Origin of the sequence: Massilia sp. Se16.2.3 (assembly GCF_014171595.1) — a bacterium.
GTDB lineage: Bacteria > Pseudomonadota > Gammaproteobacteria > Burkholderiales > Burkholderiaceae_D > Telluria.
In genome coordinates this window covers 3056537-3083171 of the sequence record NZ_CP050451.1, presented here as the reverse complement: position 1 = coordinate 3083171, position 26635 = coordinate 3056537, and the positions used below count along the sequence as shown (strand labels likewise).

The window sequence follows — 26635 nt, the reverse complement described above, 5'->3', positions numbered from 1 at the left end:
GCGGAACGACGGGGGTGCCCTGCATCCCCGTCGTTCATTCCTTCCCTGCCGCCCGGCGCCTGCCGGGGCAGGCTCAGGTACGCAGCTTCTTGATGATGCTGCGGTTGCCGAGAATTTCCTCGATCTGCTCGAAGCGCACCGGCTTGACCATGTGGTGGTCGAAACCGGCCTCGAAGGCCAGCTGGCGGTCCTTTTCCTGGCCCCAGCCAGTGACGGCGATCATGGTGGTCATGGCCCCGCAGGACAGCTTGCGGATGCCGCGCGCCAGGTCGTAGCCCGACATCTGCGGCAGGCCGATGTCGAGGAACGCATAGTCCGGACAGAAGCGCGCCGCGGCGGCCAGCGCGTCGGGCCCGTTATGGGTGATCACCACGCTGTGGCCCATGGCGGTCAGCAGTGCGCCGATGCTGTTGACGAAGTCGACGTTGTCGTCGGCCAGCAGGATGCGGTAGGTCTCGGTGCTGATGAAGGCCGCCGGGGTCGGCTTGGCCGGCAGTTCCGGCTCGACCACGATCGGCAGGCGCACCGTGAAGCGGCTGCCGCGGCCCAGGCCCCTCGCTGTGGGCGGCGATGCTGCCGCCGTGCAGCTCGACGAGCTTGCGCGCCAGAGACAGGCCCACGCCCAGGCCGGCATTCGTGCGCTCCAGGGTCGAATCGACCTGGACGAACATCTCGAACACCGAGTCGAGCATGTCCGGCGCGATGCCGATGCCGGTGTCCGCCACGTCCAGTACCAGGGTCCTGTCCTCGACGTGGGCGGACAAGCTGACGCGTCCGCCGCGGTTGGTGTACTTGGCCGCGTTGTTGAGCAGGTTCGACAGGATCTGGGCCAGACGCGTGGCGTCGCCGTGCAGGAACACAGGCCGGTCCGGCAGGTCGATGGCCAGCTCGTGGCCGTGCAGTTCGATGTAGGAACGCACCACTTCCAGCGCGTCGTTCACGACCGCCTTGAGTTCCACGCGGCCCATCTTGATGGCGAACTTGCCGGTATTGATGCGCGAGACGTCGAGCAGGTCGTCCACCAGGCGCACCATCTGGCGCAGCTGGCGTTCCATGATGTCGGTGGCGCGCTGGGTGGCCTGGGCGTCGCCGCTGCGGATGCGCAGGATGTCCAGGCCCGTGCGAATCGGCGCCAGCGGATTGCGCAGCTCGTGCGCCGGGGTGGCGAGGAATTCGTCCTTGCGCCGGTCGGCCACGATCAGCGCCTGCTCGGCCTTCTGGCGCACGTCCATCTCGCGTTCGAGCGTGCGGTTGGCCGTCTGCAGGGCCTCGGCGCGGCGGCCGATCTCGGCCAGCATGTCATTGAAGGCATCGACCAGCACGCCGATCTCGCCGCTGTTGTTGCCCGGTACGCGCAGGGTGAAATCGCGCCGCTGCATTACCCGGCGTGCGACGTTCGTCACGGCTTCGAGCGGGCGCGTGATCGCCGCCTGCAGGCGCGAAGCCACCAGCGCCGCCACCACCAGCGCGCCCAGCATCACGCCGCCGAGGATGGCACCGTAGTTGAGCAGGCGGTCGACCAGCCCATAGCGCGAGCGCAGGTAGAGGGTGCCGACCGCTTCGCCGTTCTCGACGATGGCGCGCCAGACTTCCAGTTCGCCGTGGTCGATGCGGTAGCTGTTCGTCTGCGGCCGCGCGGGAAGGGTCTGCTCGGTACCGGCCTTGGCATAGGTGGCGAAGCGCACGCCGGTATTCGTGTAAACGGCGCCGGCCAGGATTTGCGGACGCGCGCGCAGCACGGCCAGCTGCTGGGTAGCGGCGGCCGCATCGTTGAAGGCGAGCGCCGGCGCGGTAACGCTGGCCATGATGTCGGCCTGGGTGCCCAGGTCGTCGACCCAATAGCGCTGGAAGGTGCGCAAATCGAGCAACAGCATGGCGATCGAGGCCGACAGCAGTGCGGCCAGGGTCGTGAACACCGCCATCTTGATCAGCTTGCTACGGACGGTGCCGCTATCGCGTGCATTCATCAACTATTTCCTTTTACCACGCGGTTGGCCACGGTCAGCAGCCGCGAACTGAGTTTGACATTGTTCTTTTCCGCCGAATCGAGCGACACGTCAAAACGTACGCGCTCGTCGACTATCCTGAAATTGATCACGCTGCCCTGCTGCAGGCCGAGATCGCACTCGGTGACGGGAAGCAGTGCGCCGGGGGCGGCGCGCAGGATGCGGCCGGTGCGCGCGCTGTCGTTGCCGGCCACGAAGAGCAGGTGCACCGGCGCGGCCAGCTCGCCTTCGCGCAGCGAGCGCACCACGAGGGCGCGTCCGCCGACCTGGCGCCCGGCGACGACGCGGGTCAGTTCGGCCGCCATCTCGTCGGAGCCGACGACACCGATCGTCACCGGCGCGCCCCCGGTCGGCAAAGGCACCCGCCGGAAACTCGGCATAGCCCGGAATTTGTAGAGGAAGGCGGCCTTGACGCGGCGTTCCAGCGCCAGGCTGCCGGCGCTCTGGGCCAGCACCGGTATCGGCACCACGGCGGCCGCCGCGCACGCGGCCGCGGCGCACGCGAGCAGCCAGCCGGCCAGGCGCATGCCCGGGGCACGGCGCCCGGGCAAGAAAGAAGAGAGACGGTGTCGAATCATCGGCCGAGGTTCGGTTGCTGGAACGTGTGCATCGTCGCGGGCCGTCCCGGCCATGGCGCGGCGGCTTGCACATCGAGCTCATGATATCGCGCCATGGCCGCTTGCAGCAGCTCCGTTGGCCGCGGCCCGGCGCCGCGCGCGCGCGCCGGGTCGCGGCCAGGCCCGCCTACCCTTGACGAATGTGGCGATAGGGGCAGCCGGGCTGCGGCAGGCGAACTACACTGTCGTGACATATTTGCCATGGTAAAACATTTTCTGCGATGCACCAAGCAAATGCGCTCCCGTGCGGCCCTCTCACGAGCCATATGAATCGTCAATGACAGTCATTGCGAATATAAATTGGAAATAATTATTGCGCAGCAGCATAATCCTTCCTGTCTCCTCTATATTCCTCCTCGGAAATAGATTCAGCCCGCTCCCGCAGCGGGCTTTTTTTTGCCCCTGGCCCTGGCGCCCTGCCGCCGTGCCGCCTCGGGCTGCTGCTATCATTGCTCGATGCCCACGCCCGGGCGCCACAGGAGACGGCCTTGCCATCCCGCGACACCGCGACCGGCCCCGTGGCCATCGAATGCTGGTTCGAGTTCGGCAGCACCTACAGCTACCTGTCCGTCATGCGCATCGAGGACCTGGCGCGCGCCGCCGGGGTCGCCGTCGCATGGCGCCCCTTCCTGCTCGGCCCGATCTTCCGCGAACTCGGCTGGAACACCTCGCCTTTCGTGCTGCAGGAAGCGAAAGGCCGCTATATGTGGCGCGACATGGAACGCCAGTGTGCGCGCCTCGGCCTGCCATGGTGCAAGCCCTCGGCCTTTCCCCGCCGCGCCTTGCTGCCGATGAGGGTGGCGTCCCCGGCGGTGCACGAGCCCCGGATGGGTGCCTTCTGCCGCCGTGTCATGTTGCAGAACTGGGTGGAGGACCGCGAGATCGACGACGCGCAGGCCGTGCTGGATGCCCCGGACGGCCTGGTGCCCGATGCGCAGGCGCTCCTCGACGCTGCCCAGGCCCCGGAGGCGAAACTGCGTCTGCGCGAGCGCACCGAGGCCGCCGCCGCACGCGGCATCTTCGGCGCGCCGACCTTCTTCACCGGCGACGAGATGTTCTGGGGGAACGACAGGCTGGAGGAGGCAATTGCCTGTGCCGGCGCCGGCCATGGCCTGCCCTGATGCCGCGCGCCGGCCGCGACGCACGGACGCGTCGCCAACCGCTGCGCATTTAGTGTACGATTCGACCATGTTTTCGAATATTTAACAGGCCGTTTCCCATGCTTTCTTCCGGTATGTCTGCCCGCAGTGTTTCCGCCTATGACTGGAGCGCCACCTCGCTCGGCGATCCGGCCGGCTGGCCGCAGCCGCTGCGGGTAGCGGCCGACCTGATGTTCAATACGCCGCTGCCGATGCTGCTGCAATGGGGGCCGCAGTCGGCGGTCCTGTGCAACGAGGCCTACGGAGCCGTGGCCGGGCCCGCGTTTGGCCACGTGCCGGGCGGCTCGGTGCCGCCGGTGCTGCCGCCGCCGCTCGCCGCCGCGCAGGAAGGCGCCGCGCGCGCCTGGCGCGGCGAGGCGGCACTGGTAGCGGGAGCGGCCGTCGGCTTCGGCGGCGCGTCCGAGCGCTACGACCTGTATTTCACGCCGCTGTTTACCGAGGGCGCCACCGTGGGCGGCATCGCCTGCGCGCTGGCCCCGGCAACGCGTGCGGCCTCCGCGGAACCGGCCGCCGATTCCGGCACCCTGTCGATCCCGGTGGTCGAGGACAACCTCGACTCGCAATACCGGTGTGCGAAATGCTCAAGGCTTTCGGCTACGAGGTCGAAGGCACGGCGCACCCGGAAGACGCCCTGCAGCGCATGGGCGCGCGCCGCTACCACGTGCTCTTCACCGACGTCAGCCTGCCCGGCATGTCCGGTGTCGACCTGGCGCGCGAAGCCCTGGTGCGCCATCCGCACCTGAAGGTCATCTTCGCCTCCGGCTACGGCGACATGTTGCTGCGCCACCTGGACTTCCCTTACCAGTCACTGCAGAAACCATACGAGCTCGACCAGTTGCAGGACGCCCTGCACAAGGTGGCCGACCAATTGCGGACGGGCGCCTGAGTGCTGCACCAGCGTGTGCGACAGCGCCCGGCCGCTGGGCTAGAATGGCCGGGAGCCAGGGCACGCGGCGTCCTTGCGCGTTGCCGACAGCTTGACCATCATGACCTTCGCCCAACCGCATCCGCTGCGCCTTCCGCCACCGTGCCGGTCCACGCCGGACCGGCTTGCGCTGCGTGCGCCGCGACCGTGGAGGGCCTGGCATGAGTGACAAGCCCGACGAACTCGAACTGATGCGCGGCCGCAGTGCGCAACGCGAGCCACGCCCCGGCGGCACGCCGCAATGCCGAGGCCGAGCTCATGGCCGCCAAGGAAGCCCTGCGCCAGGCCAACGAGCGCATGGAAAACATGCTCGAGAGCCTGACCGATGCCTTCTGCGCGGTCGACTTCGACTGGCGCATCACCTACATCAACGGCCGCGCGCTGGAACTGCTGGCGCCGCTGGGCAAGACCCGCGCTGGCCTCCTCGGCAATAACCTGTGGGAAGAGTTCGAGGAGCTGCGCGGCAGCAATCTCGCCACCGAACTGGAACGGGCGATGGCCTCGCGCCAGACCGGCAGCCGCGAGTTCTTCTACCCGCGCCTGGCCTGCTGGATCGAGGCGCGCATGTATCCCTCGCCCGATGGCCTGACCCTGTATTTCCACGACATCACGCGCCGCCGCGCCGACCAGCAGGCCCTCATCGAGAGCAACAACCGGCTGCAGGTGGCCCTGGCCGCGGGCCGCCTCGGCGACTGGCGCTGGGATGCGGCCAGCGACCGCCTGATCCTGGGCGAGCGCGCCGCCGCCATCCTCGGGCTGGAGCCGGAAGTTCCCCATTCCTGGCCGGCCCTGCGCGCGCGCCTGGACGAACAGGACCGCGAATCGGTGCGCCGCGAAGTGCTGCATGCCTTTGCCGCCCATACCGACCTGAACATCGAATGCCGCCTGCTGCCCGACGGCGGCCAGGCGCGCTGGATCGCGCTGGTGGGCCGCGCCAACCATGCCGACCCGCAGCAGCGCGACAGCATCATCGGCATGACCGGCGTCGTGCAGGACATTTCCAGCCGCAAGAACGTCGAGGACAGCCTGCGCCAGAGCGAGGAAACCCTGCGCGCCCTGGCCAATACCATCCCGCAGCTGGCCTGGATGGCCCAGGCCGACGGTGCCATCGTCTGGTTCAACGAGCGCTGGTACGAGTACACCGGCACCACGCCCGAGCTTGCTACCGGCTGGGGCTGGCAAGACACGGTCGAGCCCGATGCCCTGCCCGCCATGCGCGAACACTGGCGCGCCTCGATCGAGAGCGGCGCGCCTTTCGAGATGGAATACCCGATCCGCGGCGCCGATGGCCAGTACCGCTGGTTCCTGACCCGCGTGAATGCCGTGCGCGACCGCCACGGCAAGGTCGTGCGCTGGTTCGGCACCAACACCGACGTCGACCAGGTCAAGCGTGTCGAGCAAGCCCTGCGCGACGAATCGAAGGTGCTCGAACTGCTCAACAACACCGGCAGTGCCCTCGCTTCCACGCGCGACCTGCGCTCGCTGCTGCAAGTGGCCGTCGAGGCCGCCAGCGGCATCGCCGGCGCGCGCTTCGCCGGCTTCTTCTATCACGGCAAAGGAAGCCGAAGGGCCGACGTTCTCGCTCTACACCCCTGTCCGGCGGCGTCGCCAACGAATTCCAGAGCTTCGGCGAACCGCAGGCCACCGCCCTGTTCGGCCCCAGCTTCCGCGGCACCGGCCTGGTGCGCTCGAGCGACATCACGGACGACCCGCGCTATGGCCAGGGTCCGACCCAGTTCACCCCGCTGTCCGGCCAGCCCGCCGTGCGCAGCTACCTCTCGGTTCCGGTGATGGCGGCCTCGGGCGAACCGATGGGTACGATGTTCTTCGGCCATCCGGAACCGGGCGTGTTCACCGAGCGCACCGAGCGCATCGTGGCCGGCATCGCCGCCCAGGCCGCCGTCGCGCTGGACAACACGCGCCTCTACGAAGCGGCCCAGCAGGCGGCCGAGGAACGCAAGGTGCTGCTCGAGAGCGAACGCGAGGCGCGGGCCGAGGCCGAGCGCTCGAGCCAGATGAAGGACGAGTTCCTGGCCACCCTGTCGCACGAACTGCGCACGCCGCTCTCGGCCATCCCGGGCTGGGCACAGGTGCTGCGCCGCGGCGGCAAGGACCAGAACGACCTGCAGCGCGGCTTGCAGACCATCGAACGCAATGCGCGCGCCCAGGCCCAGCTGATCGAAGACCTGCTCGACATGAGCCGCATCACGTCGGGCAAGGTGCTGCTCGACATGCAGACGCTGAGCCCGCAGGGCTTCGTCGATGCCGCCATCGACACCGTGCGCCCGGCCGCCGAGGCCAAGAACATCCGCATCGAGAAGCGCTACGAGGCCAGTCCGGGCATGATCGCCGGCGACCCGGCGCGCCTGCAGCAGGTGGTGTGGAACCTGCTCTCGAACGCGATCAAGTTCACCCCGCGCGACGGGCTGGTGACGGTCGAACTGGGCCAGCGCGACGGTTCGGTGATGGTGACCGTGCGCGATACCGGCGCCGGCATCGGGCCGGAATTCATCACCCACGTGTTCGAGCGCTTCCGCCAGGCCGACGCCTCGATGACGCGCCGCCACGGCGGGCTGGGCCCGGGCCTGGCCATCGTCAAGCACCTGATCGAGCAGCACGGCGGCACCGTGCGCGCCGAGAGTGCCGGCGAAGGCCGGGGTGCGAGCTTCACGATCGAGCTCCCGCTGGCCAAGATTGTTCCGAACACGGCGCGCAGCCGCGGCCTGGCTCTCGGCTCGCCACCGCCGGTCGCGCCCGACCTCACCTACCGCGACCTGGAAGGCGCCTCGGTGCTGGTGGTCGACGACGACCGCGATGCGCGCGAGCTGATTGCCCGCATCCTCACCGACTGCCGGGCGCGGGTACGCATCGCCGCCAGCGCGCGCGAAGCGTTTGCCTCGCTGCAGGCCGACATGCCCGACCTCCTGATCTCCGACCTGGGCATGCCCGAAGTCGACGGCTTCGAACTGCTGTCCTGGGTACGCGCCCTGCCGCGCGACCGTGGAGGGCTGCTGCCGGCCGTCGCACTGACCGCCTTTGCCCGCTCGGAAGACCGCCTGCGCGCCCTGGAAGCGGGCTTTTCTTCGCATATTTCCAAGCCGGTCGAACCGAGCGAATTGATCGCCGCGGTCGCTTCTCTGGTGCGTCCGCCAAGCGGCCGGGCACGATTGTGAAGTTCCTACTACCCGACGCGGCGCTGTCCTACAAGAAATTCCTGGGTCTTTGCTAGACTACCTGGAGTGGGAAAGTTGGATTCCTGTATGAAATTTGTTTCCTTCCAGTACCTATTTCGACGAGAAGAAGCATGCCGAGCAGACAAGACATTTTGAACGCCAAAATCCTGGTCGTAGACGATTCGCCAGACAATATCGAGCTGATGGAAGAGATATTGCGCGAAGAGGGCTACTCCAACGTCAGCTCGACCATGGAGCCGGAACAGGTCTGCCCGCTGCACCGCGAGCACAACTACGACCTCATCCTGCTCGACCTGCAGATGCCCGGCCTGAACGGCTTCCAGGTCATGAAAAGCCTGAAGGAAATCGAAAAAGGCGGCTACCTGCCCGTGCTGGCCCTGACGGCCCAGCCCAGCTTCAAGATCGCGGCCCTCGAGGCCGGCGCGCGCGACTTCATCAGCAAGCCCTTCGACCTGCTGGAAGTGCACAAGCGCATCCACAACATGCTGGAAGTGCGCCTGCTCTACAAGGAACTGGCCCAGTATTCGAAGGCCCAGCAGGAACTGGCCCTGCACGACGCCCTGACCGGGCTGCCGAACCGGCGCCTGCTGGAAGACCGCATCGAAACCGCCCTGCAGCATGCCAACCGCAGCCATGCGAAGGCGGCGATCATGTACCTGGACCTCGACGGCTTCAAGGCAATCAACGATACCTACGGCCATGCCTATGGCGACGAGATCCTGAAGATGGTCTCGCAGCGCCTGCTCGCTTCGTCGCGCAAGGAAGACACGGTCGCGCGCCTCGGCGGCGACGAATTCATGGTCGTGCTGGGCGACATCCACAGCCTGCAGGATGCGCAAGGCCCGGCCTCGAAGCTGGTGGAAGCGCTGTCCGAGCCCTTCTTCATCAACGACCTGACGCTGCGCCTGTCGACCTCCATCGGCATCAGCATCTATCCCGACGACGCCGAATCGGTGGACGCGCTGATCAGCATCGCCGACTATGCGCTGTATGAAGCCAAGCGCGCCGGCAAGAATCGCTTCTGCTCCACCGCGGGCTCGCGCCAGGTGGCGGTCAAGACGCCCGCCAAGCAGGCGGCGGAGCTGGTGCCGCACCGCTGAGGGAATGCCGGCGGAACGCGTCAGCGTTTGCCGTCGTAGGATGGGCTCTCGAGCCCACGCGGTGCAAGGCTCGCATCACCCCGGCGGTGCCGATAGCTGGCACTCCATGAAACGCGAACGTTCACAGCTAGTCCCGCTGGCTGCTGTACCGATACCTCCACATCCTGGACCGCGTGGGCTCGAGAGCCCACCCTACGAAAACCGGATACCCCGGTACCCCCGAACAAACGGCGCCCCGCCCCGCTAACTACCGCGGAACAAGGGCGCCGTTGCCAGGCGCAGGCGCCGGTGAGCGCCGATCCACTATCGAACTCAGGCCGTACCGACGTCCTTCGACGCGGTGCCGCCGGTGCCGACGTTGGCCTGGCCCGAGGCTTCCTCGTTGTGCGCGGCGATCGACACGGCGCTCTGGTGGTCGCGTGAGGCCTCGACCTTTTCGGGCGCGACTTCGATGCGGGTGATGCCGGCGTCGACCGAGATCGGGTCGCTGGCAGGGAAAGTCATTTCGACGGCGTCGTCGAGCAGGGTTTCCTTGGCGACTTCGCCAGGCGTGGCCGCTTCGGCATCGGCCATCATGTCGATGGCGACGGCGTTGGCGACGATCTTGACCTGGGCCAGCTGGCGCACGGTCGTCACGCCGAAGGCCTCGCGCAGGGCGTTGGCCTCCTTCTCGCCGACGCCAACCAGGGCCGTCAGCGGACTATCGGCCAGTTCGGCCAGCGATTTGCCATGGTACTGCTCGTTTACGATGGTTTTGATATCCATGTTTTTCCTCTTAAGTGAGCGGCCTGTCATCCACCGTAGACACGGTTGAACCGGACACGGTTCCACTATCGCATAGCGGGCCGGGACCGTATGTGCGGTGTCGAACACGAAAACCACAGGCTTGGGCGACAGCCGCGCAACACTCGCCCTCAATTGCCACAAGACATTGTAAATTGCCGTGCTATCATTTCTAACAGAGCGCGAGTCCCGTTGACCTGTCTTTACTTTGGAAAACAAAGCCGGTCTGCTATCCTTTCACACCCGCGATAATTTTGGCCACACTCCGACGAACCAGCAGGAACGACGTGCCGACAACTGACAAACCCAAGATCCTCGTCGTGAACGACGATGCCGCCAGCCTGCTTGCCCTGACGAGCCTGCTAGACCAATGGGCCGACGAAACCGGCTATTCGGTGCTCGCCGCGCGTTCCGGCCAGGAAGCGCTGCGCCAGGTGCTGCTGCATGACTTTGCCGTCATCATCCTCGACGTCAACATGCCCGGCATGGACGGCTTCGAGACCGCCGAGGCGATCCACCAGCGCGCACGCTCGGCCGACATCCCGATCATCTTCGTCACCGCCTTCCTGGCCGACGAGATCGACCGCCTGAAGGCCTACCAGCGCGGCGCCGCCGACTTCCTGTTCACGCCCGTGATCCCGCAGATCCTGCATGCCAAGGTGTCGGTCTTCGTTGCCCTGGCCAACAAGAACGAGCAGCTACGCCGGCAGACCGAGAAGCTGTCGCAGCGCACGGAAGAGCTGACCGGTACCAACGAGCGCCTGATGCGCGAGATCGAGGACCGCCAGGCCGCCGAACGCAAGAGCCATGCGAAGGACGAATTCCTCGCCATGCTCGGCCACGAGCTGCGCAACCCGCTGTCGGCCATTGCCAGCGCCGCCGCCCTGATCGACATGCCGGGCGCCCGCGCCGAAATGGCTTCGCGCGCGCGCCAGATCATCCAGCGCCAGAGCCAGCATCTCTCGCGCATCGTCGACGACCTGCTCGACCTGTCGCGTGCGATGTCGGGCAAGATCCTGCTGGCACGCAAACCGGTCGACATGGCCAGCCTGGTCGGCGCCTGCCTCGATACCTTCCGCGCCACCGGCCGCACCGCCGGGCTACCGCATCAACGTCGACCTGGCGCCGAACTGGGTCGACGGCGACCCGACCCGCCTGGAGCAGATCGCCACCAACCTGATCGACAATGCCCTGAAGTACACGCCGGCCGGCGGCACCATCGACATCGCGATCGCCGCCGAGGACGAGGAAGTGCTCCTCTCCGTACGCGATACCGGCGTGGGCATCGCGCCCGACCTGCTGCCGCACGTATTCGACGTGTTCGTGCAGGGCACGATCAGCCTGGACCGCGCCCGGGGGGCTCGGCATCGGCCTGTCGCTGGTACGGCGCCTGGTCGAACTGCATGGCGGCAGCGTCAGCGCCAGCAGCGGCGGCGCCAGCGCCGGCAGTGCCTTCGTCATCCGCCTGCCGCGCGCGCAGCAGGTGAACCAGCCCGCGCCTGCCGCCATGGTCATGGAAAACGAAGCGGCCAAGCCCTCGGTGCTCCTGATCGAAGACAACGAAGACGGCCGCGAGATGATGGCCACCATGCTCGACGTCTATGGCTACCCGGTACTGCAGTCCGCCGACGGGCTGGACGGCGTCAGCCTGGCCACGGCCCACCTGCCCCAGGTGGCGCTGGTCGACATCGGCCTGCCCGGCATCGACGGTTACGAGGTTGCCCGGCGCCTGCGCGCCAACCCGGCAACGGGCGCGATGCGCCTCATCGCCCTGACCGGCTATGGCCTGGCCGAGGACCAGCGCCGCGTGCTGGAAGCAGGCTTCGACATGCACCGGTGAAACCGGTGGACATCGCCCAGCTGCTGGGCGCGCTGGGCGAACCGGCACCGCTGCCGGCCCCCGCCGGCTGAGCGCGGCATCCCCGAGACGAACAAACGGCGCCCGAGGGCGCCGTTCTGTTTTGTCCGGCAGGCGCAGGACGCTTACATCGTTGCCTGGATTTCCTTGGCACGGGCCGCCATCTCGGCGCCCAATTGGGCCAGGTCGAGCTTCAGTTCGCGCAGTTTCGGGAACATTTCTTCCTCTTCTTCCTTGACGTGGTGCTCGACCATTTCGCCCAGCACCTTGACCTTGGCGTCGTACAGCTCGTCGCCTGGATCCATTTCCTGTACCTGGGCGATGAGGTCTTTCGCCGAGGCGTGCTCGACGACGGCCTCGTCGACCATGTCCTCGGTTTCCTCGCTCGCTTCGCGGGTAGCCGGATACAGGATTTCTTCCTCGATGGTGGTATGCATGATCAGGGCATTGCAGATCTGGTCGGCAAGCTTCTTCTTGCTCACCTTGGCGCGGTCGGTCATCTTTTCGAATTGTTCGAACATGTCCTCGACTTCGCGGTGCTGCTTGGTGAGCAGGGTGATGGCGTCGATGGGCGTCTCGGTATTGTTTGGCATGCTAGCTCCCAGAGTTGTTTATTGAATAAGAAGTCCAGGGCTCCAGCGTGAGGCCAAATGCCGCGTTACACCGTTCGGCAGCGCACGCTGTGCCTGCCCTTCCACACTCCGGGGCGTGACACGCGGCGCCGAGCACCTCAGTGCGCACTCCCTCTGCGAAGCTGTTGTATGATTTGGGAAACATTCACCGAGCCCACGATGACCGCACCGGAACCGCAGCACCTCGACCCGGAACTGGAACGGCAGGTTGCCGAACGCACCGCCGCGCTGACCGAGCTGGTCGCCCACCTGATGAATTGCTGGGACGACGACCGGCGCCTGCTCGCGCGCAAGCTGCACGACAGCCTCGGCTCGTCGATGACGGCCCTCACCATGCACCTGGGCCTGCTGTCGAAAGGCCTGACCGATGCCAAGGCGGTGGACCGGGCCAACCAGATGAAAAGCCTGCTCAACGGCATCATCGAGACCAACCGCAAGGTGCAGCTGACGCTGTGGAACGACAAGCTGGAGTTCCTTGGCATCAAGGCCGCGTTGACCGAACTGGTGGCCGAATTCAGCCTGGAGCATGGCATTACGGCCCGCGTCAGCCTGCCCGACGACGACGACGCCTATACGCGCCCCCAGAACGTCGCCCTGCTGCGCTGCGCCGAGGAAGGGCTGCGCAACGCCTTGCACCATGCGAATGCGCGCACGATCGACGTCATCCTCGACGACGATGGCGACCAGCTGATGCTGACCGTGCGCGACGACGGCGCCGGCATGGCGAACGGCCAGCCAGAGTCGCTCCGCTGCCACGGCCTGCGCCTGCTGCGCGAACGCGCCCGTGCCCTCGGCGGCAGCGTCAGCCTGGAAACGGGGCGCGAGGGCGGCGCGGCATTGACGATGATCCTGCCGCGCCACGCACCGGCCTGAATCCCTCGGGCGGCCATGGCACGCCGGCAAGGCGTGCCGGTTCCTTCAATGCAGCTTCACCAGCGGCGTCGCGCGCCTGACCAGGAAGCGCGCCAGCGCCAGCACGCCGGTGCGCATCGTGCCGAGCACGGCCTTGTGGTGCAGCAGGTGCAGGCTGGTGTACATCAGGCGCGCCATCATCCCTTCGACAAACCAGCTTGCCCCGCGCAGCGAACCCATCAGGTTGCCGACGCTGGTCGTCTTGCCCAGCGAAACCAGGGGAGCCGTAGTCGCGGTAGCGGTAGGGAAGGTCCCCTGGGTGGCTTGCCGGCGGCGCGGCGCAGGAAACCGTCGGCCAGGTAGTCGGCCTGCTGGTGCGCGGCCTGGGCGCGCGGTGGCACCGGCTTGCCCTCCGCATCGATGCAGGCGGCACAATCCCCGAAAGCGTAGATGCCCGGGTGACCCGGCACGCGCAGGTGGGTGTCGACCTCGATCTGGCCGCCCTTGTTGGTCGGCAGGCCGAGCGAACCCAGCAGCTCCGGGGCGCGGATGCCGGCAGCCCACACGCACAGGCTGGCTGGATAGACGTTGCCGGCATTGTCCAGCACGCGATCGGGCTCGATGGCCGTGACGCGGCAGTCGTTCACGACCTTGATGCCGCGTTCGCCCAGCAGCTTCAGGGCAGCGCTCGAGACCCGTTCGGGCAGCGGCGCCGGGATGCGCGGTGCGCCCTCGAGCAGGGTGATGCGCACGTCGCGCTGCACCTGCAGGCGCGTGAAGCCGTAGGTGGCGTACACGCCCGATGCTTCCCGCAATTCGGCCGCCAGTTCGACGCCGGTGGCGCCGCCGCCGATGATGACGATGTCGAGCGGGGCGTCGTCCTGTCCGCCGCCAGCGCGCTCGCGTTCCTCGCGCGCCTGCTCGGCCACGGCCATCAGGCGCAGGAGACGCAGGCGGAAGCGCTCGGCGTCTTCGGTGGCGTTCAGGGAAATGGTGTGTTCGCGTGCGCCCGGCACGCCGAAGTAGTTCGAGGTGCTGCCGACGGCGATCACCGGGGAAGTGAATGCAATCCGGCGCTCGTGCAGCACGTCTTCGCCATCGGCGGCGCGCACGGCGCCCACGGTGATGCTGCGCGCGGCACCGTCGAGCGCCGTCATCGGGCCGTAGACAAAGGTAAATCCGTTATCGTGGGCCAGCATCTGGTAGGAGAGGCCCTCCTGGTGGATGTCGAGCGTGCCGGCCGCCACCTCGTGCAGCGAAGGCTTCCAGATGTGGTAGAGCCGGCAGTCCACCAGCATCACCTTCGAGGGACCGAGCTTGCGTCCCAGTTTACAGGCCAGTTCCAGTCCGCCCGCCCCGCCTCCGACGATCACGATTTCGCTTTGCAAGCCATCCTCCGTCCGTTGCGCCCGCCGGCAATGCCAGCACATTGGCGATATGGCAAGTGTACACCCGGAGGAAAATCCGCGCCGGCGTGGGCGCGGACGCAGGGACGGGCTGCCTACTTAATGGCCGCGGCCGTGACCGTTGCCATGGCCGTGGCCGCCGCCGTGCTTGTCATGCTTGTCGTGCTTGTCGTGCTTGTCGTGCCTGTCATGGCGATCGTGTTCGACATAATGCACTTCGCGGACTTCCCGCACTTCGCGCACCGGCTCGCGGTAGCCGTGGTGACGCTCGCGATAGCGCGGCGCATAGGTGTTGGTGTACCAGTCGTCGCGCACGAACATCACCGGGCGCGCGCAGGCGCCATAGCGGCCGCAGTAGCGCGACCAGTTCTTGCGGTGGCCGGGCGGCACGCGCAGGTAGATCGGCTCGGCGCGCACGTGGCGCACTTCGCGCACCACGACCACCGGCTGCTGGGTGTAGACGACCGGTGGCTGGCCGAAGTCGCCGATGTCCAGGCGGCCGTAGAAGCCGGGCTGGCCGATACTGATGCTGACATTGGTCTGGGCCAGGGCCGGCGTGGCGGCTGCAGCCAGCAAGGCGGCGCCAAGAAGGAAGCGAAGTGGGGATTTCATGAAAGGTCCTCTCGTTGTCATGTAAGGCGTACTGTATCAGGCCCAAAGTAAAAACTTTGTTCGCTGCAACACACATTTACAACTTGTTGCGCCGACTTGGCGCGCCGACTTGGCGCGTCGACTTGTCGCGCGGAATAGGCGCAGTGGTGCGCTTACGACAGGGTCGCCGCTAGAATCACCCCAACGACATGTCATGCGACGAGGGTCTTCATGAAACATCCGTTCATTCCTGCAATGCTGGCCTGCCTCATGGCCGCCACGCCCGCCGCGGCCCAGGTCGGGGCCAGCCTCGATGCCGGCAGCACCGGCGTCGGCGCCCACCTGAGCTTTCCGCTGGCCTCCTCGCTCAATGGCCGGCTCGGCGTCAACTACTTCAAGCACGACTTCACCCGCAGTTCCGGCCAGCTCGAGTACGACCTCGACGGCAAGCTGCAGACGGTCGACGCCCTGCTCGACTGGTATCCGCGCGCCGGCAGCAGCTTCCGGCTCACGGGCGGCGTCATCTATAACAATACGCGCTTCGACGCCGTTGCCGAGCCGAACGGCCTGTCGACCTTCCGCCTCAACGGCACCCAGTACAACATCGCCGAAGTCGGCATCCTGGTCGGCAAGGTGGACTTCCGCAAGGCCGCGCCCTACCTCGGCATCGGCTGGGGCAATGCCTTGAGCGACGAGCGCGGCTGGAGCTTCGGCGGCGACCTGGGCGCCTATTACCAGGGCTCGGCGCGCGTCAGCCTGCGCAGCCTCAACTGCACGGTGGCGACCGCCGTATGCCAGCGCCTGGCGAGCGACGTTGCCGAGGAACAGGCGCGCCTGGCCGGCGACGTATCGGACTACAAGGTCTATCCGGTATTGCGGGCCAGCCTGTCCTACCGCTTCTGACGTGCGGCGCTTGCGTGGCGCACGGGGCGCGCTATCATGAAGTCGGAGGAGGAAGCGTCATGAAACCTGTCCTGCGCTGGGGCGCCATCGCCCTCGCCTGTCTCGTCATCGGTGGCTGCCAGGGGCGCCAGGAACCGGTCAAGCCGATCACGGGCTGCGTGCTTGCTTCGTTCGTCGATTTCTAAGAGCCTATCCCGGTAGTCCGGGGAAAGCTGGTGGCGATGCATGGCAAGCGCGGGCAAGGCGCGAGGAGGCCGCATGGCTGGCCATGCAACGACGAGCAACGCAGCACGCGTTTGTCAGGCGCGCCAGCAGCGACTCCGGACTACCGGGATAGGCTCTAAGGACAGCGCCGCCGGCCGCCCTACGTGCGCCAGGCATGCACGTGGCGCCGCGCACGCCAGACATATCTGTGAACCTGGGCGCTTGCGACCGTCGTGTGCCCAGGCGCGTGCTGGAAACCGTGCTCGCACGCGCACGGCAGGCTACACTGTCGGCTGTTCAATTTGCTCCAAGGTTTCCATGTCGTTTGCCTCGCTCGGCCTGATCGACCAGATCGTCCGCACCCTCGAATCGCTCAACTACAAGAACCCGACCGCGGTCCAGGCCCAGGCCATCCCCGCCGTGCTGGCCGGGCGCGACGTCATGGCCGCGGCCCAGACCGGCACTGGCAAGACCGCCGGCTTCGCCCTGCCGCTGCTGCAGCGCCTGACCATGGAAGGCGACCCGCTCGCCAGCAACTCGGCGCGCGCCCCGGTGCTGGTGCCCACGCGCGAACTGGCCGAACAGGTGCACGACAGTTTCAAGGCCTATGGCGGTGCCCTGCCGCTGCGGACCATGGTGGCCTACGGCGGCGTCAGCATCAATCCGCAGATGATGCGCCTGCGCAAGGGCGTCGACCTGCTGGTGGCCACGCCCGGCCGCCTGCTCGACCTGTATCGCCAGAACGCGCTCAAGTTCGGCAGCACACGCATGCTGGTGCTGGACGAGGCCGACCGCATGCTCGACCTCGGCTTCTCGCGCGAGCTCGACCAGGTGCTGGCGGCGCTGCCCAAGGCCCGTCAGACGCTGCTGTTCTCCGCTACTTTTTCCGATGCCATCCGCGCGCTGGCGGGAAAGCTGCTGCTTGATCCGGTCAGCATCGAGACGGCGCCGCGCAACACCACGGTCAAGGCGATCAGGCAGTGGGCGGTGCCGGTCGACAAGAAGCGGAAACCCGAGCTCTTCCTGCACCTGCTCAAACAACATGGCTGGAGCCAGGTGCTGGCCTTCGTCAAGACGCGCCGCGGTGTCGACGAACTTGTCGAGCTGCTGCAGGCGAAGCGCATCGCCGCCGATTCCATCCACGGCGACAAGCCGCAGCCGGCACGCCTGCGCGCGCTCGAGCGCTTCAAGGCGGGCGAAGTGAAGGTGCTCGTCGCCACCGACGTCGCCGCGCGCGGCCTCGACATCGACGACCTGCCGGTGGTGGTCAACGTCGACCTGCCGATCGTGGCCGAGGATTACGTCCACCGCTCGGGTCGCACGGGCCGAGCCGGCGCTTCCGGCGAAGCGGTCTCGCTGGTCTGCGCCGACGAGGTGCAGCAGCTGGCCGCCATCGAGCTGCTGACGGGGCAGACCTTGAAACGCGTCGAGGAAGCCGGTTTCGAGCCCGACCACCGCGTGCCCGAAACGAACGCCAGCGGCCAGGTCGTCAAGAAGCCGAAAAAGCCCAAGAAGCCCAAGGGCGAGATGAAGGTGGTGACCGAGGACGTGCGCTTCCGGCGTTGATGTGGCTGCGGTCGTGTTCCAACAGCCCGCGCCCTCCCGTAGGGTGGGCTTCGCATTCAAGCCCCCCCCCGGCTTCAATGCCCCACGCGGATGCAGCCTCTGCTAGCTCGCGGCCCCGTTCCCATCTTTCAACCGATGTTTCCGCGTGGGCGGAGCCCACCCTACGAGAGCGAAACATTATTTCATCCCCCGGCCACCAATGAAATGTTCTTTCATTACAAAGTCAGCTTGAACGAACGCACGCCCTCTTCCCCCGCCGGCATCACCTGGAAGCCGAGCTTCTTCACCAGCCCGATGATGCGGTTATTCTGCGGCAGCGCTTCGCCGACGATTTCGCGGGTGCCGCGCGAGCGGCAATAGGCGATCAGCTTCTCCATCAGGATCCGTCCCAGCCCCAGGCCTTTCAGGTCCGAGCGCACCGTCACCGCGAACTCGGCGCTGATATTGTCGGGGTCCGCCACCACCCTTCCCACGCCCAGCGTCTCGGGCAGGCCGTCGGGTCCCGGACGGGTGGCGATGAAGGCCATCTCGCGGTCGTAGTCGATCTGGGTAAAGCGCGCCAGCTGCGAGGGCTGGAGCTCGCGAATGCGCACGAACATCCGGTAGCGCACGTCGTCGGGCGTGAGCGCGTCGAAAAAACGCAGGTGGGCCGGCCCGTCCTCGGGACGCACGGGACGCAGCAGCAGCTTGCCGCCGTCCCAGGCGATGGTTTCCTCCAGCTCGCGCGGATAAGGGCGGATTGCCAGCCGGTCGAGGGTGCTGCCGGAGCGGTCGGCCATCGCCAGGCGCATGCGCGCGTCGAGCACGATGGCGCCCCTGGCGTCGACCAGCAGCGGATTGATGTCGAGTTCGACGATTTCCGGAATGTCGGCCACCAGCCGCGACACCTGCACCAGCGCGGCCAGGATGGCGTCCATGTCGGCCGGCGGGCGGTTGCGGTAGCCGGCCAGAAGGCGCGCCACGCGGGTACGCTCGACCATGTCGCGCGCCAGCACCGCGTTCAGCGGCGGCAAGGCCACCGCATGGTCGTTCGCCACCTGCACGGCAATGCCGCCCTGGCCGAACAGGATGACCGGACCGAAGACGGGGTCGAGTGCGGCACCCAAAATGAGCTCGTGGCCTTCCGGGCGGCGCGCCATCGCCTGCACAGAAAAACCCTCGAAGCGCGCATCCGGGCGCAGCTCGGCCAGGCGCCTGCGCACCCGTCCCGCGGCGGCGCGCACGGCTTCCTCGGAATCGAGGTCGAGCGCCACGCCCCCACATCGGACTTGTGCATCACGTCCGGCGACAGGATTTTGACGGCGACGGGAAAGCCGATGCCGCGGGCGGCCAGCACCGCCTCCTCGACGCTGGACGCGGGCCGGGTCTCCACCAGCGCCATGCCGTAGAGGCGCAGGATGGCCTTGGTCTCGGGATCGGACAGCAGGTGGCGCCCGCTCGCCGGGGCTTCGCGCACCAGTGCCCGCGCCGTGCTGCGCTCGGCCGCCAGGGCGCTGGGCACCGAGGGCGGCACCTGCATCAGGAGGTTCTGGTTCTGGCGGTAGTGGACGATCTGCAGGAAGCCGGCGACGGCATCCTCGGGCGTGGCATAGGTCGGCATGCCGGCCTGCGAGGCGATCGCGCGTGCCGGTGCCACCGAGTCGCCTCCCAGCCAGCACGAGAGCACGTTGCGCGAGGCAGCGCGGGCAACGGGGGCGATGGCGTCGGCGACGTCGGCGCTGTCGACCGTGGCGGTGGGGGCATGGATCACCAGTACCGCATCGAGCCCGGGGTCGCGCAGCAATACTTCGAGCACCTGGCGGTAGCGCTCCGGCTCGGCCCCGCCGTGCAGGTTCAGCGGGTTGGCAGGCGCCGCGCCCGCCGGGACCAACGCGGCCAGGCGTTCGGCCGTCTCGGGCGCGAACACGGCGGCGCTGCCGCCGCCGCAGACCGGGGCGTCGCGCGCCAGCACGCCCGGGCCCGCGCCGTTGGCGACGATGGCCAGGCGCTCGCCGTACAAGGGCCTGGCGTGGGCCAGGGTTTCGGCGGCCGCGAACAGGCCCTCGGTGGTGGGCACGCGCAGCATGCCGGCGCGGCGGATGGCGGCGTCGAAGACGTCATCCATGCCGGCCAGCGCCCCGCTCTCGCTGGCGGCGGCGCGTACGCCCCCGTTCACCCGCCCGGCCTTGAGCACCACGGTGGGTTTGCTGCGCGCCGCGGCGCGCGCCGCCGACATGAACTTGCGCGCGTAGCGCAGGTTTTCGACGTACAGCAGGATGGAGCTTGTGGCGCCGTCGCTGGCCAGGTAATCGAGCACGTCGCCAAGGTCGACGTCGCTCGAGTCGCCCAGCGCGATGAAGTGCGAAAAGCCGATGCCGCGCGAGCGCGCCCAGTCGAGCACCCCGGTCATCAGGGCGCCTGATTGGGACACGAAAGCGATGCGCCCGGCGAGCGCGCCGCTGTGCGCCACGCTCGCGTTCAGGCCCAGGCCGGGCGTGAGCAGGCCGGCACTGTTCGGGCCCGGATACGCAGCAGGTAGGGGTTGGCGGCGTCGAGCATCACCTGCTTGAGCGAGCGCCCGCGCTCGTCGCGCGCTTCCGCCAGGCCAGCGCTGAGCACGACGGCCGCGCGCGCGTGCCTTTTCGCCCAGCTGGCGGATGATGCCCGGCACCGTGGCCGGGGGCGTGCAGATCACGGCCAGGTCCGGCGCCGTGTCCAGTTCGGCGACGCTTGCCACCGCGGGCAGGCCGCCGAGCTCCGTGTACTTCGGATTGACCGGGTGGATGCCGCCCTTGAAGCCGCCGGCGACCAGGTTGCGCAGCAGGGTCGCGCCCAGGCTGCCCGGCTGCTCGGAAGCACCGATGAGCGCCACCGAACGCGGCGCCAGCAGGCGGTTCAGGTTGCGTACGCTCATGCCGCCCCCGCCATGCCTGCTGTGCCGGAGGACGAGCGAACCGCGCAGCTATCCCGGACGCGATCGTCATTTCCAGCCGCGCTCGTCGAGAACCGCGAATTGGCTAGACTAGGCTTCAACCGAACCTCCCCGCTCATCCATGACCGCAAACAAGGAAACGCCGCCCGCGGGCGACAGCCGCAAGGTGATCTACGCCGCCATCGTCGCCAACCTCGGCATCGCCACCGCCAAATTCGTCGTCGCCGCCCTGACCGGCAGCGCGGCGATGCTGGCCGAAGGCATCCACTCGGCGGTCGACACCGGCAACGAACTGCTGCTGCTCGTGGGCGAAAAGGTCGCCGCCCGCAAGCCCGATGCGCGCCACCCCTTCGGCTACGGCAAGGCCGTGTATTTCTGGGCCCTGATCGTGGCGCTGTCGGTCTTCTCGCTTGGCGGCGGCCTGTCGATCTACCACGGCATCCACAGCCTGCGCGAACCGGCGCCGGCGGGCGACCCGTTCTGGAACTATGTCGTGCTGGGCGTGGCCTTCGTGTTCGAAGGATACAGCTGGAACGTGTCGAGGCGCGCACTGAACAGCAGCCGCCAGCCGGGCACCACGCTGTGGCAGACCGTGAAGGCCAGCAAGGATGCCTCGGTGTTTACGGTCTTCATCGAAGACACGGCGGCCCTGCTCGGCATCGTCGTGGCGGCCGGCGGCATCCTGCTTGGCCAACTGCTGGCCAATCCCACCATCGACCCGATCGCCTCGATCCTGATCGGCCTGCTGCTGGTGGGCGCGGCCTTCACGCTGGCACGCCAGACGGGCGGCCTGCTGGTGGGCGAAAGCGTGGGCGTGGAGCAGACCGGGAAACTGAAGGAATTGTTCGCTGCAGACCCCGACATCGAGAAGGTCGGCCAGCTGATGACGATGCAGCTGGGGCCGGACGACGTGCTGCTGACGGCCGCCGTGCGCTTCCGGCGCGGCATGCGCATCGACGAGGTGGACGTGGCGATCGAGCGCCTGCAGGCGACGGTGGCCGCCTTCGACCCCGCGATCAGCCGGGTCTATTTCGAGGCCGCGGCCTTCCGCAGAAGCACCGGCTGACGCCGCGCCGGCAGCGCGCGCGCAGCTCGGCGGACTGGGCCAGCACGCAGCCCAGCCACTCCTGCACCACCAGCGCCACGCGCCGTTTCAGCAGCGCCGCGCCCAGCGGCGACCGGTCGAGCTCAAGAGGCAGGCGCGCGCGCGCCTGTGCCAGGCTGGCGACCTGGACGGCGGCAAGGACGGGCCCGGGGACGTCGCCGCTGACGAAACGCACGCGGAATTCGGCGTCGACCAGCAGGGAACCCTTGCGAAAACGGTCGACGCCGACGTCGAACAGCACCCGCGCGACCACTTCCATGGCCCGCGCGGCCAGCTCGCGCCGGTTTCTCCTGCGGCGCGGAAACAAGAGCTGGGCAATCCAGGCCATGCGGGCGTCCTCGCTTCTTTCCGAATGCGGATTATCTAAAAAGCAAGATAGTAACAGCCCGTATTGACGCTGGCAACCGCCGGGTTTCGCTTTGCCGGCGCGTGCTAGAATAATCCGGTGAACACCACCCTGCGTACACTGATCGTCTGGCTCGTCCTGCTGGCGCTGCCCTTTCCGGGCTTCGCCTCGGCGGCCATGCTCGGCTGCGCAGCGGGCCACGGCGCGCGTACGGTTGCCGCTGCCGCCCCGCACGGCGATGCGCATGCGGAGCACATGCAGGCAATGGCCACTGGCATGGATCACGCCGCCATGGCCGCCATGCACGACGACGCTGCCGGCACCCATCATGGCGCCGGCAAGTGCAGCGCCTGCGCGGCCTGCTCGATCGGCGCCGCCATTGTCCCGGCTCCCCCCTGCCGGCGCTCGCGGTGCACGCGCCGCCGGCCTGGACGGTGCCCTTCGCCGACGGCGACGTGCCTTCGGTCGACCTGGCCCTGCCCGAACGACCTCCCCGCCTCCCCGTCGCCTGATTCTCCTGCCGTTCGCTCCGCCCGTGGCTGCGCTGTCAGCGCACGCGCGGCCGTACCAATCGTCTCACACGAGGATGTCATGACTTTCGCACGCACGCTTTTCCGCGTGGCCGCGCCCTGCCTGCTGGCGGCCGCTGCCCACGCCGCACCCGCCCAGCCGTCGATTCCAGCCGCCGCGGCCGACGCCCAGGTCCCCGCCGTCCGCTACGTCGACGCCGCCCGCTACCGCGCACCTGCCGCAGCCGCCGCCAGCCCGGATCGCGGCTGGCGCGAACAGAACCGCATCGTCGGGGCCACGAATTCGATGATGCTGACCATGGGCGGCGCGGGTCACGGCGATGCCCACGCCGGCCACGGCGCCGCTGCGCCGGCTCCGGCGTCCGCCCCCGGGCATGCCGGACACGGTTCGGCAGCCGCTCCCGACCCGCACGCCGGCCATGCTGCTGGCCCCTCCCGGATCCCCATACCGCACACGGGGCTGCCCCCGCTCTTCCGGTCGCGGCAGCCGAGCCGCACGCCGGCCATCGCACGCACGCCATGCATGGAAGCGGCGCGGCGCATGGCGGCTGCGCCTGCTGCAGGGGATGGCCGCGCGGGCCGCACCAAACGTCACTCCCGATCCGCATGCGGCCCATCGCATGGCCGCCGCGCACGAAGCTGCTTCCTGCGGTGGCTGCTGCAAGAAGGCCGGGCCAGTTGAAGTACTGGCGGCCCTGAACGCGGCCGCACCGCCATCGTGCATGGCTGGTCAAGCTGCCGGCGCTTCGAACGGATGCTGCGCAGACGGTTGCTGCAAGCCCGATTGCTGCCAGTCCGGCTGCTGCGCTGGCAAAGACATGGCGAGCGCGTCGACATGCTCGCCGGCCGCTGGCGGCGCACATGCCCATGGAGCGCAGCCGTGACGCGCGCGGCGCTTTCCACGCTCGTCGGCGCCCTGCTGCTGGCCGGCTGCGCCAGCGTGACGCCCGACGGCGGCTTCGACACCGTTGCCGACGCCGCGCGCACGCGCGCCAACCTGCAGCCGGTCCTGGCGCGCAACCCGGCCGACGAGCGGCAAGTGGCCGACACGGTGCGGGCACTGCTGGCACGGCCGCTCGACCAGGATGCCGCCGTGCGCATCGCCCTCCTGAACCATCCGGGCCTGCAGGCGAGCTACTGGAAGGTCGGCATCGCCCAGGCCGAGCTGGCGCAGGCGGCGCGGCTGCAGAATCCCTCCTTCGGGTTCAAGCGCCTGGCTGGCGGCGGGGTCGTCGACATCGAACGCTCGCTCAGCTTTGGCCTGCTGGAGGCATTGACCCTGCCGCTGTCGACGCGCATGGAAAGGCGGCGCTTCGAGGAAGCCAAGCTGGCGGTCGGCCTGGAAATCGAAAAACACGCCTATGAAACCCGGCGCGCCTGGGTCGAGGCGGTGGCCGCGCGCCAGCGCGAAGACTATGCGCGCCGGGTGAATGCCGCGGCCGACGCCAGTGCCGAGCTGATGGGGCGGATGGCACGCTCCGGCAATGCCAGTCAACTCGACGAAGCGCGCGAGCAGGTGTTCTATGCCGAAGCCAGCGCGAGCCTGACCCGCGCCCGCCAGGAAGCCGTCGCCGCGCGCGAAGCGCTGACGCGGCAGCTGGGCATGTGGGGTCAGGACACCTCCTTCACCCTGCCCGAGCGCCTGCCCGACCTGCCGGCGGCGCCGCTCGATCCCCAGGGAACCCGAGCGCCTGGCACTGTCACGCCGGCTCGACGTGCAGGCCGCGCGCGAGGCAAGCGCCAGCCTGGCCGCCAGCCTGGGCTTGACGCGCACCACGCGCTTCGTGAACGTGCTCGACTTGGGCGTCGAGACCAAACGCGAAACCGGCGAGCCACGCGCACGCGGCTACGAGATCGCGCTGGAACTGCCGCTGTTCGACTGGGGCGGCGCACGCGTGGCGCGGGCCGAAGCCCTCTACATGCAGTCGCTGCGCCAGGTCGCCGACACCGCGGTGAGGGCGCGCAGCCAGGCGCGCGAGCGCTACCGGGCTATCGCGCCGCCGGGACCTGGCGCGCCACTACCGCGACGCCGTCCTGCCGCTCAGGAAGCAGATCTCGCACGAGACCCTGCTGCGCTATAACGGCATGCTCGCCAGTACATTCGAACTGCTGGCCGATGCACGCGAGCAGGCCGGCGCCGTCAACGCCTACATCGGTGCGCTGGAGGGCTACTGGCGCGCCGAGGCCGACCTCGAGGAGGCGCTCGGCGGGCCGCTCGGGCCGGCGATGGCTGCCCCGCCTGCGCCTGCCGCCCCGACCACCCAACATTCGCACGACAAGGAACACGCACAATGACATCACGTCGCACATTCCTCGGCGGCGCCGCCGCGCTGGTGGGCGCCGCCCAGGTCAGCAAGGCCGGCGCCGCCACGCTGCCGGAAGCCCCGACCCAGGCGTCCGGCGCCACCGCCGCGCCGCTGGCGCCGCCCAATGGCCGTCCCTACAACCCGGTCGTCACCCTCAACGGCTGGACCCTGCCCTGGCGCATGAAGGACGGCGTCAAGGAATTCCACCTGGTGGCCGAACCCGTCGTGCGCGAACTCGCACCCGGCATGCAGGCCAACCTGTGGGGCTACAACGGCCAGAGCCCGGGCCCGACGATCGAAGTGGTCGAGGGCGACCGGGTGCGCATTTTTGTTACCAACAAGCTGCCCGAGCACACCAGCATCCACTGGCATGGCCAGATCCTGCCCTGCGGGATGGATGGGGTTACCGGTCTCACCCAGCCCGGCATCGCACCCGGCAAGACCTTCGTCTACGAATTCGTCGCGCGCCATGCCGGCACCTTCATGTACCACCCGCATGCGGATGAAATGCAGCAGATGGCAATGGGGATGATGGGTTTCTGGGTCACGCATCCGAAGGACATCCGCCAGCATGCGGTCGGGCGCGATTACGTGATGCTGCTGGGCGCCTACGACATCGAGCCGGGCAGCTACACGCCACGCACCAACACCATGCTCGACTTTAACCTGTGGACCTTCAACAGCCGTGTCTTCCCCGGCATCGACCCGCTCGTGGCCACTTTGGGCGAGCGGGTCCGCATCCGCGTCGGCAACCTGACGATGACGAACCACCCGATCCACCTGCACGGGCACCGCTTCGAGGTCGCCGGCACCGACGGCGGCTGGGTGCGGCCCGAGGCGCGCTGGCCGGAGGTGAGCGTGGACATCGGTGTCGGCCAGATGCGCGCCATCGAGTTCGTGGCCGACAACCCGGGCGACTGGGCCTTCCACTGCCACAAGTCGCACCACACGATGAACGCCATGGGGCACGACGTGCCGAACCTGATCGGCGTCGACCACCGCGGCGTGGCGAAGAAGATCAACGACCTGATCCCGGGCTACATGGTGATGGGCGAAAAAGGCGGCTCGATGGGCGACATGAAGATGCCGCTGCCGGAAAACACGCTGCCGATGATGAGCGGGCGCGGGCCCTTCGGCAACCTGGAAATGGGCGGGATGTTCACGACGCTGAAGGTGCGCCAGGGCCTGGCGCGCGGAGACTACCGCGACCCGGGCTGGTACCAGCATCCCGCCGGGACCGTCGCGCGCGAGTGGACCGGGGAACTGCCGCCGGCGCCGCAAGCGCCCGGAAACGGCCAGGCCGCCCCGACTGGCGCGGTGTCAGTACGCAAGCCTGTGAAGCACAGCCACGGGTGACGGGAGTCGCGCGGCCTGCTTACCGGTGTTGAACGCGTGGACGGCTCTTCCGGTACAGGTGCGCATGCAGTACCACGGAGCCGTCCACCCTACGCCGCCGAGCGCGCCGTCACTGGATAGCCGGCCGCGTCGATCGCCGCCGCGATGCGCTCCAGGTCGGCCGCGCTGTCGATGCGTACCTTCTTCGATTGCAGGTCGACCGCGACCTGCGCCCCGCTGTCGATCTCCTGCACGGTTTTCGTCACGCGGCTCACGCAGTGGCCGCAGCTCATGCCTTCGACGGT

General features: G+C 68.2%; 24 protein-coding genes and 6 pseudogenes. 20 read left to right on the top strand and 10 right to left on the bottom strand.

All coding sequences use genetic code 11. The annotated features are described in order from the left end of the window. Positions 1–73: 73 nt before the first annotated feature. From G4G31_RS26125 to G4G31_RS14065, 3 genes are read right to left on the bottom strand one after another with little or no spacing between them, the layout of a single operon-like run. Positions 74–385, bottom strand: a complete 312-nt coding sequence (locus G4G31_RS26125; protein WP_229425605.1) for a response regulator — start codon at positions 383–385, stop codon at positions 74–76. Beyond that, positions 357–1967, bottom strand: coding sequence for an ATP-binding protein (locus G4G31_RS14070; protein ID WP_182988217.1), 1611 nt, complete (start codon positions 1965–1967; stop codon positions 357–359). Before G4G31_RS14070 ends, G4G31_RS26125 begins: the two co-directional genes overlap by 29 nt. Beyond that, positions 1967–2584, bottom strand: coding sequence for a YfiR family protein (locus tag G4G31_RS14065; RefSeq protein ID WP_182988216.1), 618 nt, complete (start codon positions 2582–2584; stop codon positions 1967–1969). The genes G4G31_RS14070 and G4G31_RS14065 overlap by 1 nt, the downstream gene beginning before the upstream one ends. 527 nt (positions 2585–3111) lie before the next feature. On the opposite strand from G4G31_RS14065, the gene G4G31_RS14060 reads away from it, so the two are divergent. The 6 genes from G4G31_RS14060 to G4G31_RS14045 all read left to right on the top strand — a co-directional run bounded on the left by G4G31_RS14060 (position 3112) and on the right by G4G31_RS14045 (position 9002). After that, complete coding sequence (locus G4G31_RS14060) at positions 3112–3744, top strand: 2-hydroxychromene-2-carboxylate isomerase (RefSeq protein ID WP_229424973.1); 633 nt, start codon at positions 3112–3114, stop codon at positions 3742–3744. Positions 3745–3842: 98 nt separating this feature from the next. Beyond that, positions 3843–4526 (top strand): hypothetical protein, encoded by a 684-nt coding sequence (locus G4G31_RS26120; RefSeq protein ID WP_229424972.1) that lies wholly within the window; start codon positions 3843–3845, stop codon positions 4524–4526. Further along, positions 4415–4669 (top strand): response regulator, encoded by a 255-nt coding sequence (locus G4G31_RS14055; RefSeq protein ID WP_229425604.1) that lies wholly within the window; start codon positions 4415–4417, stop codon positions 4667–4669. Before G4G31_RS26120 ends, G4G31_RS14055 begins: the two co-directional genes overlap by 112 nt. A 243-nt stretch (positions 4670–4912) precedes the next feature. After that, positions 4913–6499, top strand: a complete 1587-nt coding sequence (locus tag G4G31_RS26115) for a PAS domain-containing protein (RefSeq protein WP_229424971.1) — start codon at positions 4913–4915, stop codon at positions 6497–6499. After that, positions 6391–7881, top strand: coding sequence for an ATP-binding protein (locus G4G31_RS26110; RefSeq protein ID WP_229424970.1), 1491 nt, complete (start codon positions 6391–6393; stop codon positions 7879–7881). Before G4G31_RS26115 ends, G4G31_RS26110 begins: the two co-directional genes overlap by 109 nt. Before the next feature lie 131 nt (positions 7882–8012). Next, a complete protein-coding gene (locus G4G31_RS14045; protein ID WP_182988214.1) occupies positions 8013–9002 on the top strand; it encodes a diguanylate cyclase domain-containing protein in 990 nt (329 codons plus the stop codon). A gap of 312 nt (positions 9003–9314) precedes the next feature. Here the strand turns inward: G4G31_RS14045 and G4G31_RS14040 are convergent, their stop codons facing one another. After that, on the bottom strand, positions 9315–9767 hold the full coding sequence (locus tag G4G31_RS14040; RefSeq protein WP_229424969.1) for a hypothetical protein: 453 nt from the start codon (positions 9765–9767) through the stop codon (positions 9315–9317). 305 nt (positions 9768–10072) lie between these two features. On the opposite strand from G4G31_RS14040, the pseudogene G4G31_RS28400 reads away from it, so the two are divergent. From G4G31_RS28400 to G4G31_RS28390, 4 genes and pseudogenes are all read left to right on the top strand, one after another. Continuing rightward, positions 10073–10732 (top strand): annotated as a pseudogene (locus tag G4G31_RS28400) (response regulator); the annotation flags it as partial. Positions 10733–10781: 49 nt separating this feature from the next. Continuing rightward, positions 10782–11054 (top strand): annotated as a pseudogene (locus G4G31_RS28395) (ATP-binding protein); the annotation flags it as partial. Position 11055: 1 nt separating this feature from the next. Beyond that, positions 11056–11202: pseudogene (locus G4G31_RS29135) on the top strand (hypothetical protein); the annotation flags it as partial. A 66-nt stretch (positions 11203–11268) separates the two neighbouring features. Beyond that, the gene (locus G4G31_RS28390) at positions 11269–11625 is read left to right on the top strand and encodes a response regulator (RefSeq protein ID WP_308621476.1); all 357 of its coding nucleotides are present in this window, start codon (positions 11269–11271) and stop codon (positions 11623–11625) included. Positions 11626–11768: 143 nt separating this feature from the next. Here the strand turns inward: G4G31_RS28390 and G4G31_RS14030 are convergent, their stop codons facing one another. Continuing rightward, on the bottom strand, positions 11769–12236 hold the full coding sequence (locus G4G31_RS14030) for a hemerythrin domain-containing protein (protein ID WP_182988213.1): 468 nt from the start codon (positions 12234–12236) through the stop codon (positions 11769–11771). A 198-nt stretch (positions 12237–12434) separates the two neighbouring features. Here G4G31_RS14030 and G4G31_RS14025 point away from each other — a divergent pair, with 198 nt between their 5' ends. Next, the gene (locus tag G4G31_RS14025) at positions 12435–13148 is read left to right on the top strand and encodes a sensor histidine kinase (RefSeq protein ID WP_182988212.1); all 714 of its coding nucleotides are present in this window, start codon (positions 12435–12437) and stop codon (positions 13146–13148) included. Between the two features lie 45 nt (positions 13149–13193). Here the strand turns inward: G4G31_RS14025 and G4G31_RS14020 are convergent. Both G4G31_RS14020 and G4G31_RS14015 read right to left on the bottom strand, forming a co-directional pair. Then, positions 13194–14557 (bottom strand): annotated as a pseudogene (locus tag G4G31_RS14020) (NAD(P)/FAD-dependent oxidoreductase). Positions 14558–14632: 75 nt separating this feature from the next. After that, complete coding sequence (locus G4G31_RS14015) at positions 14633–15145, bottom strand: hypothetical protein (protein WP_182988211.1); 513 nt, start codon at positions 15143–15145, stop codon at positions 14633–14635. 210 nt (positions 15146–15355) lie between these two features. Here G4G31_RS14015 and G4G31_RS14010 point away from each other — a divergent pair, with 210 nt between their 5' ends. From G4G31_RS14010 to G4G31_RS14005, 3 genes are all read left to right on the top strand, one after another. Further along, positions 15356–16027: a hypothetical protein gene (locus tag G4G31_RS14010; RefSeq protein WP_182988210.1), complete on the top strand. Its 672-nt coding sequence runs from the start codon at positions 15356–15358 to the stop codon at positions 16025–16027. Positions 16028–16086: 59 nt separating this feature from the next. Then, a complete protein-coding gene (locus G4G31_RS27580) occupies positions 16087–16212 on the top strand; it encodes a hypothetical protein (protein ID WP_267873614.1) in 126 nt (41 codons plus the stop codon). A 337-nt stretch (positions 16213–16549) separates the two neighbouring features. Continuing rightward, complete coding sequence (locus G4G31_RS14005; RefSeq protein WP_182988209.1) at positions 16550–17797, top strand: DEAD/DEAH box helicase; 1248 nt, start codon at positions 16550–16552, stop codon at positions 17795–17797. Positions 17798–18015: 218 nt separating this feature from the next. Here G4G31_RS14005 and G4G31_RS14000 read toward each other — a convergent pair. After that, positions 18016–20597 (bottom strand): annotated as a pseudogene (locus G4G31_RS14000) (acetate--CoA ligase family protein); the annotation flags it as partial. Positions 20598–20829: 232 nt separating this feature from the next. Between G4G31_RS14000 and G4G31_RS13995 the strand changes: the two are divergent. Then, the gene (locus G4G31_RS13995) at positions 20830–21774 is read left to right on the top strand and encodes a cation diffusion facilitator family transporter (protein WP_182988208.1); all 945 of its coding nucleotides are present in this window, start codon (positions 20830–20832) and stop codon (positions 21772–21774) included. Here the strand turns inward: G4G31_RS13995 and G4G31_RS13990 are convergent. Further along, the gene (locus G4G31_RS13990) at positions 21725–22141 is read right to left on the bottom strand and encodes a hypothetical protein (RefSeq protein WP_182988207.1); all 417 of its coding nucleotides are present in this window, start codon (positions 22139–22141) and stop codon (positions 21725–21727) included. The genes G4G31_RS13995 and G4G31_RS13990 overlap by 50 nt on opposite strands. Before the next feature lie 117 nt (positions 22142–22258). Here G4G31_RS13990 and G4G31_RS13985 point away from each other — a divergent pair, with 117 nt between their 5' ends. The 5 genes and pseudogenes from G4G31_RS13985 (at position 22259) to G4G31_RS13975 (ending at position 26351) form a co-directional block, all read left to right on the top strand. Then, positions 22259–23371, top strand: a complete 1113-nt coding sequence (locus tag G4G31_RS13985) for a hypothetical protein (protein WP_182988206.1) — start codon at positions 22259–22261, stop codon at positions 23369–23371. Positions 23372–23443: 72 nt separating this feature from the next. Further along, positions 23444–24232, top strand: a pseudogene (locus G4G31_RS26105) (TolC family protein); the annotation flags it as partial. A 172-nt stretch (positions 24233–24404) separates the two neighbouring features. Then, positions 24405–24770, top strand: a complete 366-nt coding sequence (locus G4G31_RS26100) for a hypothetical protein (protein WP_229424968.1) — start codon at positions 24405–24407, stop codon at positions 24768–24770. Between the two features lie 4 nt (positions 24771–24774). Next, the gene (locus tag G4G31_RS26095; RefSeq protein ID WP_229424967.1) at positions 24775–24984 is read left to right on the top strand and encodes a hypothetical protein; all 210 of its coding nucleotides are present in this window, start codon (positions 24775–24777) and stop codon (positions 24982–24984) included. Next, complete coding sequence (locus tag G4G31_RS13975; protein ID WP_182988205.1) at positions 24981–26351, top strand: multicopper oxidase family protein; 1371 nt, start codon at positions 24981–24983, stop codon at positions 26349–26351. The genes G4G31_RS26095 and G4G31_RS13975 overlap by 4 nt, the downstream gene beginning before the upstream one ends. A gap of 89 nt (positions 26352–26440) precedes the next feature. On the opposite strand, the gene G4G31_RS29130 is transcribed toward G4G31_RS13975, so the two are convergent. Then, positions 26441–26623: a heavy-metal-associated domain-containing protein gene (locus G4G31_RS29130; RefSeq protein WP_374011309.1), complete on the bottom strand. Its 183-nt coding sequence runs from the start codon at positions 26621–26623 to the stop codon at positions 26441–26443. Positions 26624–26635: the final 12 nt, after the last annotated feature.

What these genes read in the sequence shown, in the direction of transcription:
- G4G31_RS26125 (WP_229425605.1), bottom strand. Translation starts at nt 385, where the DNA reads ATGGGCCACAGCGTGGTGATCACCCATAACGGGCCCGACGCGCTGGCC.
- G4G31_RS14070 (WP_182988217.1), bottom strand. Translation starts at nt 1,967, where the DNA reads ATGAATGCACGCGATAGCGGCACCGTCCGTAGCAAGCTGATCAAGATG.
- G4G31_RS14065 (WP_182988216.1), bottom strand. Translation starts at nt 2,584, where the DNA reads ATGATTCGACACCGTCTCTCTTCTTTCTTGCCCGGGCGCCGTGCCCCG.
- G4G31_RS26120 (WP_229424972.1), top strand. Translation starts at nt 3,843, where the DNA reads ATGCTTTCTTCCGGTATGTCTGCCCGCAGTGTTTCCGCCTATGACTGG.
- G4G31_RS14045 (WP_182988214.1), top strand. Translation starts at nt 8,013, where the DNA reads ATGCCGAGCAGACAAGACATTTTGAACGCCAAAATCCTGGTCGTAGAC.
- G4G31_RS14040 (WP_229424969.1), bottom strand. Translation starts at nt 9,767, where the DNA reads ATGGATATCAAAACCATCGTAAACGAGCAGTACCATGGCAAATCGCTG.
- G4G31_RS14030 (WP_182988213.1), bottom strand. Translation starts at nt 12,236, where the DNA reads ATGCCAAACAATACCGAGACGCCCATCGACGCCATCACCCTGCTCACC.
- G4G31_RS14025 (WP_182988212.1), top strand. Translation starts at nt 12,435, where the DNA reads ATGACCGCACCGGAACCGCAGCACCTCGACCCGGAACTGGAACGGCAG.
- G4G31_RS14015 (WP_182988211.1), bottom strand. Translation starts at nt 15,145, where the DNA reads ATGAAATCCCCACTTCGCTTCCTTCTTGGCGCCGCCTTGCTGGCTGCA.
- G4G31_RS14010 (WP_182988210.1), top strand. Translation starts at nt 15,356, where the DNA reads ATGAAACATCCGTTCATTCCTGCAATGCTGGCCTGCCTCATGGCCGCC.
- G4G31_RS27580 (WP_267873614.1), top strand. Translation starts at nt 16,087, where the DNA reads ATGAAACCTGTCCTGCGCTGGGGCGCCATCGCCCTCGCCTGTCTCGTC.
- G4G31_RS14005 (WP_182988209.1), top strand. Translation starts at nt 16,550, where the DNA reads ATGTCGTTTGCCTCGCTCGGCCTGATCGACCAGATCGTCCGCACCCTC.
- G4G31_RS13995 (WP_182988208.1), top strand. Translation starts at nt 20,830, where the DNA reads ATGACCGCAAACAAGGAAACGCCGCCCGCGGGCGACAGCCGCAAGGTG.
- G4G31_RS13990 (WP_182988207.1), bottom strand. Translation starts at nt 22,141, where the DNA reads ATGGCCTGGATTGCCCAGCTCTTGTTTCCGCGCCGCAGGAGAAACCGG.
- G4G31_RS26095 (WP_229424967.1), top strand. Translation starts at nt 24,775, where the DNA reads ATGCTCGCCAGTACATTCGAACTGCTGGCCGATGCACGCGAGCAGGCC.
- G4G31_RS13975 (WP_182988205.1), top strand. Translation starts at nt 24,981, where the DNA reads ATGACATCACGTCGCACATTCCTCGGCGGCGCCGCCGCGCTGGTGGGC.
- G4G31_RS29130 (WP_374011309.1), bottom strand. Translation starts at nt 26,623, where the DNA reads ATGAGCTGCGGCCACTGCGTGAGCCGCGTGACGAAAACCGTGCAGGAG.